Origin of the sequence: Pseudomonas mandelii, assembly GCF_024138395.1 — a bacterium.
In the GTDB taxonomy this organism is placed as follows: domain Bacteria; phylum Pseudomonadota; class Gammaproteobacteria; order Pseudomonadales; family Pseudomonadaceae; genus Aquipseudomonas; species Aquipseudomonas mandelii_E.
In genome coordinates, this window is sequence record NZ_JAMYDU010000001.1 from 572,276 (window position 1) to 586,232 (window position 13,957).

12 protein-coding genes are annotated in these 13,957 nt (G+C 60.3%); 10 read left to right on the forward strand and 2 right to left on the reverse strand.

Translation table 11 applies throughout. From position 1 onward, the window contains the following. Position 1 precedes the first annotated feature (1 nt). Together NHU87_RS02585 and NHU87_RS02590 are read right to left on the reverse strand one after the other, a co-directional pair. Complete coding sequence (locus NHU87_RS02585) at positions 2-670, reverse strand: ABC transporter ATP-binding protein (protein ID WP_048394989.1); 669 nt, start codon at positions 668-670, stop codon at positions 2-4. A gap of 198 nt (positions 671-868) precedes the next feature. Beyond that, the gene (locus NHU87_RS02590) at positions 869-2,566 is read right to left on the reverse strand and encodes a sulfatase-like hydrolase/transferase (RefSeq protein ID WP_253545324.1); all 1,698 of its coding nucleotides are present in this window, start codon (positions 2,564-2,566) and stop codon (positions 869-871) included. Positions 2,567-2,944: 378 nt separating this feature from the next. Here NHU87_RS02590 and NHU87_RS02595 point away from each other — a divergent pair, with 378 nt between their 5' ends. From NHU87_RS02595 to NHU87_RS02640, 10 genes are read left to right on the forward strand one after another with little or no spacing between them, the layout of a single operon-like run. Further along, positions 2,945-4,297 carry a UDP-glucose dehydrogenase family protein gene (locus NHU87_RS02595; protein WP_253545326.1) on the forward strand — a complete coding sequence of 451 codons (1,353 nt, stop codon included), beginning with the start codon at positions 2,945-2,947 and terminating at the stop codon, positions 4,295-4,297. Next, positions 4,294-5,352 (forward strand): NAD-dependent epimerase, encoded by a 1,059-nt coding sequence (locus NHU87_RS02600; RefSeq protein WP_253545328.1) that lies wholly within the window; start codon positions 4,294-4,296, stop codon positions 5,350-5,352. The genes NHU87_RS02595 and NHU87_RS02600 overlap by 4 nt, the downstream gene beginning before the upstream one ends. Further along, on the forward strand, positions 5,349-6,095 hold the full coding sequence (locus tag NHU87_RS02605) for a sugar transferase (protein WP_253545330.1): 747 nt from the start codon (positions 5,349-5,351) through the stop codon (positions 6,093-6,095). The genes NHU87_RS02600 and NHU87_RS02605 overlap by 4 nt, the downstream gene beginning before the upstream one ends. Then, positions 6,096-6,740, forward strand: a complete 645-nt coding sequence (locus tag NHU87_RS02610) for a CpsD/CapB family tyrosine-protein kinase (protein ID WP_253545332.1) — start codon at positions 6,096-6,098, stop codon at positions 6,738-6,740. Between the two features lie 24 nt (positions 6,741-6,764). Next, positions 6,765-7,787 carry a polysaccharide biosynthesis/export family protein gene (locus NHU87_RS02615; RefSeq protein ID WP_253545334.1) on the forward strand — a complete coding sequence of 341 codons (1,023 nt, stop codon included), beginning with the start codon at positions 6,765-6,767 and terminating at the stop codon, positions 7,785-7,787. 17 nt (positions 7,788-7,804) lie between these two features. Next, the gene (locus NHU87_RS02620; protein ID WP_253545336.1) at positions 7,805-9,400 is read left to right on the forward strand and encodes a GumC family protein; all 1,596 of its coding nucleotides are present in this window, start codon (positions 7,805-7,807) and stop codon (positions 9,398-9,400) included. A 32-nt stretch (positions 9,401-9,432) separates the two neighbouring features. Next, positions 9,433-10,488, forward strand: a complete 1,056-nt coding sequence (locus NHU87_RS02625; RefSeq protein ID WP_437180816.1) for a glycosyltransferase family 4 protein — start codon at positions 9,433-9,435, stop codon at positions 10,486-10,488. Next, positions 10,485-11,852: an O-antigen ligase family protein gene (locus NHU87_RS02630; RefSeq protein WP_253545339.1), complete on the forward strand. Its 1,368-nt coding sequence runs from the start codon at positions 10,485-10,487 to the stop codon at positions 11,850-11,852. Before NHU87_RS02625 ends, NHU87_RS02630 begins: the two co-directional genes overlap by 4 nt. After that, positions 11,849-12,817 carry a glycosyltransferase gene (locus NHU87_RS02635; protein WP_253545341.1) on the forward strand — a complete coding sequence of 323 codons (969 nt, stop codon included), beginning with the start codon at positions 11,849-11,851 and terminating at the stop codon, positions 12,815-12,817. Before NHU87_RS02630 ends, NHU87_RS02635 begins: the two co-directional genes overlap by 4 nt. Further along, positions 12,810-13,946 (forward strand): glycosyltransferase, encoded by a 1,137-nt coding sequence (locus NHU87_RS02640; RefSeq protein WP_253545343.1) that lies wholly within the window; start codon positions 12,810-12,812, stop codon positions 13,944-13,946. Before NHU87_RS02635 ends, NHU87_RS02640 begins: the two co-directional genes overlap by 8 nt. Positions 13,947-13,957: the final 11 nt, after the last annotated feature.

The window sequence follows — 13,957 nt, forward strand, 5'->3', positions numbered from 1 at the left end:
CTCAGCGCTCGTCCGCGCCAGCCAGACGGCCACCGTGCAGCACCACTTTGTCTGCCAACCGCGCGGCGACCCGTGGGCTGTGAGTGACCATCAACAAAGTCGTCGGACTGTCGTCGAGCAGTTCCAGCAACAACTTCAACACCTCATCGCTGGTTGCTTCATCGAGGCTGCCGGTGGGCTCGTCGGCCAACAGCAATTTCGGTTGAGACGCCAGAGCACGACCTAATGCGACCCGTTGCTGTTGCCCACCAGACAGTTGCTCCGGATAGCGCCGCAGCAAATCGCCCAACCCAAGACGCTGCACCAGATGCGCCTGCCAACGCGGATCATGGCGCCCGGCCAAACGGGCCTGAAACGCCAGATTGTCTTCGACGCGCAAACTGCCGATCAGGTTGAACTGCTGGAACACTAGGCCGATTTCGGTCCGCCGCCAGTTCGCCAATTGGCTTTCGTTCATCTGCTCCAGCCGATGCTCGCCGCTGCGGATGCTGCCGCGATCGACCTTGTCCAACCCGGCGATCAGGTGCAGCAAGGTGCTCTTGCCACTGCCCGACTCACCCATCAGCGCCAGACTGCTGCCGGGCTTTAACGTGAGGTCGACGCCTTGCAGCACAGGCAACGGGCCTTGAGGGGTGGCGTAGCTTTTGAAGACGCCCTGGACGTGAAGCATGAAGGGGAAACTCTTTTGATGAGTGGGGCCAAGGGTAGAGAGTACACCCGATAATCCTGGGTTGAACGGTCTGCCGCCTTCGCGGGCAAGCCTCGCTCCTACGGATCGCAATATCCTGCACCGACGCGTACCTGTAGGAGCGAGCGATGCGGCGATCCGACTTGCCCGCGAAGAGGCCGGCTCAGCCAACAAACAACCTCACTGCCCCACCGCCACACTCGGCACCACCTGCCCCGGCGTCACAATGCGGTTCAGATCAATATGCTTCCACTCAGGCTTGGCCCCCAACCGCGCATTGAAACGATAGTTAAACGTGAAGTCGTCCACCGTCGGCACACTCAAGGGTTTGCCATACACCGCCTCGATCCCCGCTAGGTCATAACCCATCAACTGCAGCAACGTCGGGAAGATGTTGTAGTGACTGGAGCGATCCTTGTTGGCCGGCAGCTGCGCCGGCCAGTCCAGGGTCTTCAAACCGCTGCCCGAAATCACCACCAACGGCACCAATCCCTCCTCCTCCACCGGATCACCGCCGCAGTGCGTATTGAGCCCCGGGTTACCTCGCTCATGCAGATCCTGCCCGTGGTCCGAGGTGTAGATCAGCAGTGCATGACTCAAATCCGCCTGAGCGAAAACCCGTGCGAAAAACTCGCCGACATTCCACAACACGGTATTTTTGTAGGCATTGCGGTACAGCAACCAATCATCTGGCTGACCGTCGAAACCATCGCGTTTGCCCGTGTCCGCCACTTCGACGAACTGCCCACGGGCCAATGTCGGGCGGTAAGCCATGAACGCGTCCGGGTATTTGTCGTGTACCGGAAAATGCGCGCCGACCTTGTTGATTACCACCAGCTGCTGCTTATCATCGTTGAGCAGTTCGATCAGCTTGGCCGCCGCCGCCATGTCGCGGTCGCGTACGCTGGTCCGGTCGAATTGCACGAACTCGTCGATGTCCTTTTTCTCGGCAGCGTTCATCAGGTTCTGCAAGTTGCCAGCGGTGCGCTGGGAATCGATGTAAACGGTGCGCAGCCCGGCCTTTTTGGCGTACTGCCAGATCGACGGCTGCGTGCTGTTGATCCGCATGTAATCGCCACGGGTACCACCGTAGCGCAGGGTGACATTGGTGTCGGCGCTGCAATTGGCGATGGACGCCGCGTAGCCGTAATTGAAAATGTCCACCCCGGGGCGTGGTTCCTTGAGGTTGCTGTGCACACCGAACGGCGTGTTGATGTCCAGGTAATTGCCGGAAATGCTCTCATCGATGATCAGCACGATGTCGTGCCCCACTGGCTGATCGATGCGCGTCAGGTTCACCGGTTCACGCGGGCCGACGGTGTTGTGCAGCGCTTCATAGGTGAACAGATTCAAATAGGCCAACGGTGTGTACATGATCGGCAAGCCACGGGCGCCTTCGCCGGCCCGCACGAATAGCACTACGCTGAGCAGTAGCACCCCGAGCACCGGTGCCGCCAGCAACAGCGCCCCCGGCAATGGCGCCCGTCGACGCGGCTTGAGTCCGATGCCGAACAGCAGCAACAAACCACTGACCATCCCGCTGATGATTGCATCGCGGTACTGGAACGCCGCCTCTTGAATGAACCCACCGGAATACACCAGCGACACAAAACTGCTGTAGGTCATGTAACCGGCAGTCACGTGCGTATAGACGTCGAAGAACACCGCCGAGCCAAACATCACCAACGCGAACAGGTGACGGATCAGCGTCTGACGGATGTACGCGGTCATGAACAATGCCACTGTCAGCACGACGAACATTGCGCCATACAGCACCATCGGGAAACCGATGCCCAGCGCGTCAAGACGATCGAGGTAGTCGTCGTAATTCTTGAGCAGATACAGAACCAGCAGCAGTTCTTTGAGGTAACGGATCATGGTGTTTGCAGCGCCTCCATGACCAATAGATTGTGGCCACTTTCTGACACTAGCACCGAGCCCTCGAAGCGCAAGAAATGCCGGTTTTTTGCCAAAAGCGTCAAAAATATGTTGCCTCAAATCTGACACACTCAAGTGCCTGTAACCCTTGTATTACAGGGCTTACGACCGTTTATCGCATTCTTCAAATCGCCCGCAACCCCTCAAAACCGCGGCAAATCCAGCAGCGGCAAGCACTTGATGGCAAATAGCCCGTGAAATCGGGGTTTCCTGCCCCGGTAACCCGTCATTTTGCTGACACGCTTTCCCACGGCTGGGCTATACCCCTTTTGACAGTCTCATTTCAGTTACATCCACCGTTTTACGAGGCACGCCAATATGGACGTGAGCGTATTTGGTACGGGTTACGTCGGTCTGATACAAGCCGCGGCATTGGCCGATGTCGGACATCGCGTCCTGTGCGTCGATATTGATCCCAACAAGATCAGGCAGCTGCAACAAGCCGTGCCCCCGATCAGCGAACCGGGACTGTCCAGCACCCTGGAAGACAACATCAAGACCGGTCGCCTGCTCTTCTCCACTCAGGCCAGTGACGCGGTCGAACATGCCGAGCTGATTTTCATCGCGGTGGGTACTCCCGCCGATGAAGACGGTTCCGCCGACCTCAGCCATGTGCTGAGTGTCGCTCGGCAGATCGCCAGTTTCATGGAGTCCGACCGCACCCTGATCATCAAGTCCACCGTGCCGGTGGGCACCGCGGACCAGGTGGCGAGCGCTGCCAACGAAGAACTGCAACGCCGTGGCAAAGAGGCATTGAACGTACGGGTGGTGTCCAACCCGGAGTTTCTCAAGGAGGGCAGCGCCCTCGCCGATTGCATGCGCCCGGACCGGATCATCGTCGGCACCAATGACGATGAGGCGCGCAACCAATTGAGCGAACTCTATGCACCGTTCTGCCGCAACCGCGAAAAGCTCATGTTCATGGACAACCGCAGCGCCGAGCTGACCAAGTACGCCGCTAACGCAATGCTCGCCACCCGCATCAGTTTCATGAACGAACTGGCCAACCTCACCGAGTTGCTGGGGGCCGACATCGAAGCGGTGCGCAAAGGCATCGGCTCGGACCCACGCATCGGTTACCACTTCATCTACCCCGGCTGCGGCTTCGGCGGCTCGTGCTTTCCAAAAGACCTGCGTGCCCTGCTGCACACCGCCGAACACCACGGCATGCCATTGCGTCTGCTGCGCAGCGTCACCGACGTGAACGACAGCCAGCGGCACATTCTGTTCAGCAAACTGCAGGCGCTGTTTCCCGATGGCCTGGGTGGCAAGTCGATCGCGATTTGGGGCCTGGCCTTCAAGCCCAATACCGATGACATGCGCGAAGCCCCCAGCCGTTATCTGATGGAGGCGCTGTGGGCCGAAGGTGCGAGCGTGCAGGCTTACGATCCGGAAGCCATGTCCGAGTGCCGGCGCATTTACGGCTACCGCGATGGCCTGCACCTGTGCGCTACCCGCGACGACACCCTGGAAGATGCCGACGCGCTGGTGATCTGCACCGAGTGGAAGAACTTTCGCGTGGTCGACTTCGACCTGCTGGCAAGCAAACTGCGCGCGCGGGTGATCGTCGACGGGCGCAACCTCTACAACCCCGAACACGTGGCGGCGGCCGGTTTGCACTACAGCGGCATCGGGCTTCGGCACATCGCTCCCGAGGTGCCACGGCCATGAAAATACTCGTCACCGGAGCGGCCGGTTTCATTGGCGCCCATTGCGTGTTGCGGCTGTTGCGCGACGGGCATGAGGTGTGCGGCCTGGATAATTTCAACGACTTCTACGACCCGCAACTCAAGCACGACCGCGTGGATTGGGTGCGCAAGCAAGTCGGCGATTTCCAGCTCGCGAAAGTCGATGTGGCCGACGCCACGGCCCTCGACGCCTTGTTTGTGGGTGAACAACCTGAGGTGGTGATTCACCTCGCGGCCCAGGCCGGGGTGCGTTACTCCCTGGAAAATCCCCGGGCCTACGTCGACAGCAATCTGAGCGGGTTCCTGAACATCCTCGAAAGCTGCCGCCACCACCCGGTCAAGCACTTGATCTATGCCTCGTCCAGTTCGGTGTACGGCGCCAACCAGCACACGCCTTACTCGGTCAAAGATGGCGTCGACCACCCGTTGTCGCTGTACGCCGCAACCAAAAAAGCCAATGAGTTGATGGCCCACAGCTACAGCCATCTGTTCGGCATTCCCTGCACCGGTCTGCGTTTTTTCACGGTGTATGGGCCTTGGGGCCGGCCAGACATGTCGCCGATCCAGTTTGCCCGGGCGATTGCCGAAGGGCAGCCGCTGAAGCTGTTCAACTACGGCCAGCACCAGCGTGATTTCACCTACATCGACGACATCATCGAGAGCATCGCCCGGCTGATCGAGCGCGCCCCCCAAGCAGCACCGGACTGGAACCGTGAACAACCGGACCCGGCCAGCAGCATGGCGCCGTGGCGCATTTACAACATTGGCGGGCAACAGCCAGTGGAGCTCAAGGACTACCTGGCGCTGCTGGAAAAACACCTCGGACAAAAAGCTCTCGTCGAGTTGCTGCCCCTGCAACCGGGCGATGTGCTCAACACCTGCGCCGATGCCAGTGATCTGGCCCAGGCCACCGGTTTCCAGCCACGGATCGAGCTGGATGAAGGACTCGGACGATTCATCGCCTGGTTCCGCGACTACTACCCACTGCGCCACGCCCACTCGCCACTCGCGTCCGGGCTTCAGCGGAGGACCCTATGACTGGACATGAAAAAGGCGTGTTGCTCAATCACATGCAGCGTGACAAACGCCTGGACCCCGAACACCGAATGCGCCTGGACACGGCGATCCACATGCAGGGCCGCGGTTGGATGACTGGCCGCGACGGTGGTCGGCCCTGGACGCTGTCGCGAACCAATCGGGTGGTTGCATGCCTTGGCGCGCTGGTGATTCTGTTGCTGCTGTCCCCTGTACTGCTGGGCCTGGCCCTGGTGATCAAATTCAGCAGCCCGGGACCGGTGATGTTCGTGCAAAAGCGCACCGGTTACCGCGGCCGCCTGTTCGGCATGTACAAGTTCCGCACCATGGTGACCAACGCCGAAGAGCTCAAGGAATCCTTGCGGCACCTGAACAAGCACGGCGCCGACGCCATCGATTTCAAGATCGACAACGACCCACGGATTACCCCCATCGGCGGTTTTCTGCGGCGCAGCAGCCTCGATGAGCTGCCCAACCTGATCAATGTAGTCAGTGGCGACATGCGTTTAGTCGGTCCGCGACCGACCTCGTTCAACGCCTATCGCTACAAGGACAACCACCTTGCACGCCTGAGCATCTACCCCGGCATGACTGGCCTGTGGCAGATATCCGGGCGCAGCAATATCGACTTCGACCAGCGCGTTGAGTTGGACCTCAGCTATATCGCCGAGCAGAGCCTTTTGCTTGATCTGAAGATCCTGTTGAAAACCCCCTTCAAAGTATTCAGCGGCCACGGAGCGAGTTAAATGGACGGTTCATCGAACAAAAGCCTGACCATCGCCAGCCCGAGCGAGTCCAACCTGACCTCGACCGTGCTCGACCTGGATCTGCGGATCCTCTTTCTGACCGCCGCCAATGCAGGCGCCGGCACCACCACTAGCGCCTTGGCGCTGGCCAGCCAACTGGCGTCAATGAGCAGCGGCCAAGTGCTGCTGGTGGATGCCAGCCAATCGGAGAGCAACCTCACGCAACAGCTGGGGCTGACCAAAGAGCGCGGCTTTCGCGATCTGCTGTTCAACGCTTCCCCGCCGCTGCTGCAGGATTGCCTGGTGAACGTCTCCAGCCTGCCCTTCCATATCTTGCCGAACGGGCGGCACATCCGCGGCGCCGAGCACCTGACGACCGAACAATTGGCTCCGTTGCTCAACCAACTGGGCGATCGCTATCGCTTCGTGGTGATCGACGGCGACGCGGTGTATTCGGCCGCCGACACGTTGGTCATCAGCACCTTGGTGGACGGCGTGATCATGGTGGTGCGCGCCGAAGACACGCGCTGGGAAGTGGCCCAGGCCGCGGTCCAGCGCCTGACTCAGGCTGGCGCAAAACTGGTGGGCAGCGTCTTCAACCGGCGCAAGTACTACATGCCCAAATGGCTCTACAAAAACCTGTAAGCAACCGCAGAAAAGGATGACGCTATGAACGCTAAAATGCTTCTCCTGCTGTTGCTGCCGCTTGCAGGTTGCTCCAGCACCAGTGAAACCCAGCATATGCCGGTGCAGATTCTCACGGCCGAGCCGGCCCATGCCCAGGCCACCGACATGCCCAGGGTCGAACAGACCCTGCGGCCCAAGGACGTGCTGGATGTGATCTTTCACGTCAGCACCAGTAGCTCGGGTGCTTACCGCATTCAGGCGGGTGACCAGGTCGCCCTGAACTTCACCGCGGCCAGCCAGCTCAACGGCACTCAACTGGTGCTGCCCGACGGCACCATCGAACTGCCGGGGGCCAATACCGCGGTGAAAATCGCCGGGCTGACGGCTGTCGAAGCGCGGCAGGAGATCCAGCGTGCCTATGAGCGCAAATCTCTGTTCCAGCCCAATCGCAATCAGGTGACCGTGCTGGTCACCAGCCCGCTGAGCAACGAGCAGAACCTCAAGAGCAACCTGAGTCAGCCCGGTAGCGGTATGACCCGGGAGATCACCGTGGGCAACGACGGCTATGCGAGTTTCCCGGAAATAGGCTCCGTACCGCTGCAAGGCATGACGGTCAACCAACTGGAAACTTTCCTCAATCAACGTTACGCGCAACTGCCGGGACGGATGAGGGTCGACGTCATGCTCAAGTCCACGTCGGGCAACGAAATCTATGTGCTGGGTGAAGTCGCACAACCGGGTTCCTACCCGATTCGCCGGCCGGTCTCGGTGCTCGAAGCGTTGACCCTGGCCCGTGGTACCAACGTCAAGGCGCGACTCGATTCGGTGGTGATCATGCGCCGCACCGGCAACCATGTGCAGGCCGTGCACTATGACGTTGAAAAAGCCTTGTCCGGTGACGCTTCGCAGATTGCTTACCTGCAACCGGACGACATGCTCTACGTGCCCAAGACCAAACTGGCCAGCGCCGGTGAGCTCGCGCGGCAACTGGCGGATGTGGTGTTGTTCCAAGGGGTGGGCTTCGGTTTCGCCTACCGCGTCGACAACAAAGACAGCGACAACTAACGCTCAGGGGACCGACCATGAACCCAAAGGAAAACTACCTGCATGAGTTCTTCAGGATTTTCTTCGCCAACAAGCAGTTGGTGAAACGAGTCTTCCTGATCTTTGCAGTGATCGCCCTGCTCTTGCCGCTGATGCTCAAACAGAGCTTCGATATCACCGCGCAGGTGATCGTGCAGTCCAAAAAACTCTCCCAGGGAGACGCCACCACGTCCCTGACCCAGGGTGATGCCTCGTTCATTCCGCCGTCACTGGCAGACATGGAAACCGAGAGCAATATCCTGCGTTCGCCGGCCCTGATCCGTCAGACCATCAGCGACCTGCGGGCCAAAGGCGAGTACGCGCCCAACCCCGGGATCTTCAGCAAACTGGTGACCGAACCGATCAAACGTTTTGTGACCACCCCTTTGCGTGAATACGTGGTCAATCCGGTGCGCGACGCGTTCGGGCTTGAGACCGATCCCGTGCGCGATACCGACCTGGATGTCTTCACCCAGCAGGCCACCGAAAACCTGAAAATCGAGACCATGCCGGGCTCCAACGTGATCTCCATTGTCTACAGCTTTGGCGATCCTGCCCAAGGCACCCGGTTTGTCGCGGCGCTGCTGCAAAATTACCTGATCAACCGTCAGGAACTGCAATCGATCGAACTGCCGCAGAGCTTCTACGAAACCAAAAAGAAGCAATATCAGGTGCGTCTCGATGGGCTGGAAGGCACGCGACTGGCGTTGCTCGAAGGTGTGGCTTCATCCGATCCGAAGGAAGAAATCACCTTCCGCCTCAACGCCATCAACACCGAGGAACAGGCCCTGAATCTGTATCAGGATCGCCTGTTGCAAAGCCAACGCTGGCTCGACTACCTGAAAACCGCCCTGACGACCGCCACCAATACGTCCCGGCTCAGCGAGTACACCTTCCCCTACACCTTCACCACCACGGTGGACAATATTGCGTTCGAAGACCGGGAGATCAGACAGCTCGGTGAGCAACTGACGACTCAGGTCAGCCGCTACATGAACGACCTGGCGATCTTCAAGCCGGGCAGTGAACCGATGCTGTTGACCCGCGAGCAGATTTCCCGCACCCGCCAGCAGTTCCTGAAAATCGTCAGCAACCGGATTCAGGAGCGGACCAACGACCTGGCGATCGTCACCTCGGTGATCAAGCAGAAAACCGCGCGCATCGCCGAGTTCAAGGACCGCATCCATCAGTTGCAAGTGGCTCAAAGCAAACTGGCGCAAATGGACACCGAGATCAATGCCCTGCACGCGGCGTTCTCCACCTACGCACAGCGCTTTGCTGAAAGCAGCACCTCCCGTTCGCTGGACAACGATATGTCCAACGCCCGGGTACTCAGCCCGCCGTACGAGCCGACCGATGCGGCGTTTCCAAAACCGATACTGATTATTCCGTTCGGGATGCTGACCGGTCTGCTGCTGGCGATTGCCTTCGTCTACGTGCGTGAGTTCTTCGATCACCGCTTCAAACACCCAGCGCAAATCACCCATGAACTGGGCTTGCCAGTGCTGTTGGTGATCAACGAGCAAGACGTCCTGCCGAACAACCCGCACAAAAACTGGACCGTGCCTAGCTTCGTGCATTGGGTGCGCCATTGAACGGGCCGCTCAGCGCCAGCGCTCTGCCGATCATGCATTTGATCAGCAGCGGCGGCTTCTATGGGGCTGAGCGGATGCTGCTGGACCATTGCCTGGCGACGCCGGGGCAGCACCAGGTGCTGTTTCTCGATGCGCCGCCAGCGCTGATCACGCGATTTCGCGAAGCCGGGGTCGACTGCCGCAGCTTCGTGGGGTTGAGTGATTTGCTGCGTCATTTACGTCAGCGGCGGGCTGAACAGCCGCTGATCAACACGCACAATTTCAAAGGTTTGTTGTTTGGCTGGGTGGGTGCGACGTTGCTGGATTTGCCGTTGGTGATTACTCAACACGGTTTTACTCCACGCAGTCGCAAGCAACGCGTTTATGGCTGGCTGAGTTTGCAATTGTGCCGTACAGCGTCGGTGCGTCGCGTGGTTTGCGTAGCCGAAAGCATCGCCGTGCTGCACCGCAAGGCCAGTGTCCGGACGGAGAAACTGCAAGTGATCCCCAATGGTCTGCCAAAGGCCAGCGACCTGCTGCCCCTCAATGCCCCGCACTCGCGCTGGCTGGCGGGCTACGTCGGGCGGCTGAGCAATGAAAAAGGCCCGGACCTGTTTCTCGATGCCCTGATTCCGCTCTGTCAGCAACACTCGCAACTGGACGCCGTAATGCTCGGCGACGGCCCGGAACAGCAAACCCTGCTGGCGCGGATTGCCGCCGCCGGCTTGCACAAACGCATCACCCTGCCGGGTTACCAGACCGACATGAACCGGTGGTGGCAGCAACTCGATGCGCTGGTGATCAGCTCGCGCACCGAGGGCACGCCGATGATTCTACTGGAGGCGATGCAGGCCGGAGTGCCGGTGGTGGCATTCAGCGTCGGCGGGATTCCCGATGTGCTGGAGGACCGGCACAACGGCCTGCTGGCGACACCCACCGACAGTGCCGCCCTCGCGCGACAGATCGATACGCTGCTGAATGAGCCGGCACTGGCTCGTGAACTGATCGACAACGCAAGACGTACGCAATTGGACCGTTACGACCTGAAGGCTTTGGCCGAACGCTGGTCGCAGCTTTATATCCGTACTGCACGGGAGGCACGCGCGTGATCTTTCCGCTCTCGATCGTCAGTTTGCTCGCCCTGGTCTGCTTCGGTTTGCTGGCCAGCCCTTATCCGTATCTGGCACCGGGCGCGGTGCTGGGCCTGGTGGCCATCGCGGTGCTTTATCGAAAACCTGCCTGGGGTTTGTTGGGTATTGCGGCGCTGGTCCCGTTCGAAGGTTTCTTCAAGGGCAATGCAGTGTCGGGCACCAAATTCATTGGTGCGTCGCTGGCACTGATCCTGATGTTGCAACTGGCCATGCACCAGATTCCATCCGAGCGCCTGCGCAGCAACATCTGGCGCTACCTGATCTGGTTCATGGCGTTGTACCTGTTGAGCATGATCATTACTGACAACCTGGACATGTCCCAGTCTCATCTGCGTGAGCTTGCCGTCGGCCTGATTCTGTTTGTGATTACCTTGCTGATCGGCCGTGAGCTGAGCCTCGACCTGTTCGCCCGGCTGGTGACCCTCAGCGTCAGCGCGACCTGCGTGCTGGCCATGCTCTCCATCAAGTATCAGGACCAGGGTCGCGCCTCCGGGCTGCTGGAAGACCCGAACTCCTTTGCCCTGCTGATCGCCTTCGCCGTGCCATTGGGCCTGCTGCTGGTGATCCGCGGCCCGAATTTGTTGCACCGATTGTTCTGGGGCGCCTGCTGCATTTTGCTGTTGGGCGGCATGACCAAGACCGAATCCCGTTCCGGGTTGGTGGTGCTGTTCCTCAGCTTGATGATCGGCGCCTGGCACTATCGCGCTCAATTGCCACGCATTCGTCCGCGCCATCTGGGCTTTGCCATGCTTGGCTTGGTGATTGTGATTCCGCTGGCCATTTACTCGATGCCGGCCGGTTATGTTGCGCGTATCCAATCCTTGAGCATCCTGAAGGCCGGCGCCAAGAGCCAGGACGAATCCCTTGGCCGCCGCGCGTCATACCTTGTGGTCGGCAGCCAGGTCATTCGTGAGCACCCGTTACTCGGTTCCGGACCCGGTACTTTCTCCCTGCAGTACGCCACCACCGGTTACGCCAAGGCGTTTTCCGCCAACCGCAAGCCCGGTGACCTGTACCGCCGCGCTCACAACACTTACCTGGAAATTTTCAGCGAAGTAGGGATTCCCGCCGGGCTGTTGTTCGTCGGCATGCTGGGCCTTGGGATGTACAACCTGGTCCGCGCCCGACACGCCTGGTTGCTGCGACGCAATTGGGAACAGGCCGACCTGATCACGCACCTGGGCATGAGCTATCTGTCGCTGTTGCTGTTTTTGATGTTCCTCAGCGCACCGAATCACAAATACCTGTGGATCATGCTCGCCCTGACTTGCGTGTTGCGCCTCAAGGCTGAAGAACGTCCGCTAACGGAAGCCAGAGCATGAGCCGCATCAGCCTTGTCATCCCGATGTACAACGAAGCCCGACACATCGGCCGTACCTTGCTCGCCGCGAAAAAAGCCGCCGAGGCTGCCGGGCTGGAATGCGAGTTGATCGTGGTCGATAACGGCTCCGACGATCAGGGCCCGCACATCGCTCGCCAGTTCGGTGCACAGGTGCTGGTGCTGCCCGGCCTGCTGATCGGCGCCCTGCGCAATCGCGGGGCGGCGATGGCGACGGGCGAATGGCTGGGCTTCATCGATGCCGATATCGAGATACCCGAGGATTGGCTGACACGGCTGCTCGAACTGGCGTCCGGCGGTCAGGCCGATGTCCTTGCCCTGGACTTGCACACCCCTGTCGAAGCGCCGTGGTTTGCCACGGCCTGGCAACGTCGCATGACCCGCCCGACCACTCATGCCATGCATCCGGTGCAATGGTTGCCCAGCGCCAATCTGTTGATGCGCCGTAGCTGGTTCGACAAGGTCGGCGGCTTCGACGAGACCCTGCGCACCGGCGAAGACAAGGCGTTCACCTTGCGCCTCAGTGAAGCCGGCGCGCGATTGTTCGCGGTCAGCCAAAGCGTCGCCTTGCATTGGGGTTACGAAGGCAGTTGGCGCGAATGGATGGGCAAGGAGTTGTGGCGCCAGGGCAGTCATCTGCAACTGCTGCGCACTCAGGGGATGAGCCTGCGGTTGCTGCGGTTTCCGGCCTTTTCGATGTGCGTCTGGGCGCTGGATTTCATCGCGCTATCCGCCCTGCTCAATGGTTTTCCCGAAGCGGCGTTATTCATCGCGTTCATCACCAGCCTGCCAGCGCTCGCCCAGAGCCTGCGCCAAAGCCTGAAACACCGTGACCTTCGCCTGATGCTGCAATTGTGGGGTCTGCACTGGGTGCGTCTGCACCTGGCCGGTGCCGCGCTCATTTTGAGCCTGTGTCATTGGAATGCCAGGAGGCCGGCCCGTGGCTGAATTCATTTTCTGGATGTGCCTGCTATTGCCGGTGTATGCCTGGCTCGGCTATCCACTGCTGCTGACACTGATCGCGCCCTTGTTCCCCGCGCGGCGTCATGCGCCAGCGCCACCGATGAACGTGAGCATCATCATCGCCGCGCACAATGAGGCCCGGCATGTCGAAGAGAAATTGCGCACCCTGCTCGCCCAGGATTACCAGGCGCTTTCGCTACACATCATTCTGGCCAGCGATGGCTCCACCGACGACACCGTGGCCTGCGCCCACAAGGTCATCGACCCGCGCATCAGCGTGCTCGACCTGCCCCGTCAGGGCAAGGCAGCCACCTTGAATGCCGGTGTCGCCCTGAGCATGGGCGAGATTCTGGTGTTCACCGATGCCGACAACCAATGGTCGACCAACACCCTTGGCCAGTTGCTCGCGCCCTTGGCCGATCCGGAGATCGGAGCTTGCGCCGGGCACATGCTGATCCCGGTGCCGGGCAAGGGCCTGAGCCTGGGCGACAGCCTTTATCGGCACTACGAAGGCTGGCTGCGCAAGATGGAAAATCGCACCGGCTGCATGGTCTCCGCCGACGGCGCCCTGCTCGCCCTGCGCCGCGAGTTGTTCCAGCACGTGCCGGCGGAGGTCAACGATGACTTCTTTATCAGCACCTGCGCGCCGGTGGCGTTCAAACGCATCGTCTATGTGCCCGAAGCACAAGTGATCGACCAGGGCGTCGACGAAATCGACAAGCAATGGCGCCGTCGCCAGCGCGTCACCGTCGGCGGCCTGCAAAGCCTGGCCCAGCGCCGGGAGCTGCTGAACCCTTGGCGCCATGGCCTGTATGCGATTGCCCTGATCAGCCACAAGCTGATTCGACGCCTGGCACCGGTCCTGTTGCTGCCGTTGCTGCTGAGCAATTTCTGGCTGTGGAATGTACATGGCTTCTATCGCCTGAGCCTGATCGCGCAACTGCTCGGTTACGCGGTGGCCATCGTCGGCCTGCTGGATGTGCAACACCGTTTGCCCAAACCCTTTCGCCTCGCCGCGTTTGTTCTGGTGACCCTTGCCGGGATGAGTAGCGGTCTGTGGCAGTTCCTGCGCGGCCAGCGGTACGCGCAATGGAACCCCGAGCAAAATCGTTGAAAGGACCGCGC

Coding starts and splice junctions, on each gene's coding strand:
- NHU87_RS02595 (WP_253545326.1), top strand. CDS start 2,945: ATGGACGTGAGCGTATTTGGTACGGGTTACGTCGGTCTGATACAAGCC.
- NHU87_RS02635 (WP_253545341.1), top strand. CDS start 11,849: ATGAGCCGCATCAGCCTTGTCATCCCGATGTACAACGAAGCCCGACAC.
- NHU87_RS02625 (WP_437180816.1), top strand. CDS start 9,433: ATGCATTTGATCAGCAGCGGCGGCTTCTATGGGGCTGAGCGGATGCTG.
- NHU87_RS02620 (WP_253545336.1), top strand. CDS start 7,805: ATGAACCCAAAGGAAAACTACCTGCATGAGTTCTTCAGGATTTTCTTC.
- NHU87_RS02610 (WP_253545332.1), top strand. CDS start 6,096: ATGGACGGTTCATCGAACAAAAGCCTGACCATCGCCAGCCCGAGCGAG.
- NHU87_RS02600 (WP_253545328.1), top strand. CDS start 4,294: ATGAAAATACTCGTCACCGGAGCGGCCGGTTTCATTGGCGCCCATTGC.
- NHU87_RS02605 (WP_253545330.1), top strand. CDS start 5,349: ATGACTGGACATGAAAAAGGCGTGTTGCTCAATCACATGCAGCGTGAC.
- NHU87_RS02590 (WP_253545324.1), bottom strand. CDS start 2,566: ATGATCCGTTACCTCAAAGAACTGCTGCTGGTTCTGTATCTGCTCAAG.
- NHU87_RS02615 (WP_253545334.1), top strand. CDS start 6,765: ATGAACGCTAAAATGCTTCTCCTGCTGTTGCTGCCGCTTGCAGGTTGC.
- NHU87_RS02585 (WP_048394989.1), bottom strand. CDS start 670: ATGCTTCACGTCCAGGGCGTCTTCAAAAGCTACGCCACCCCTCAAGGC.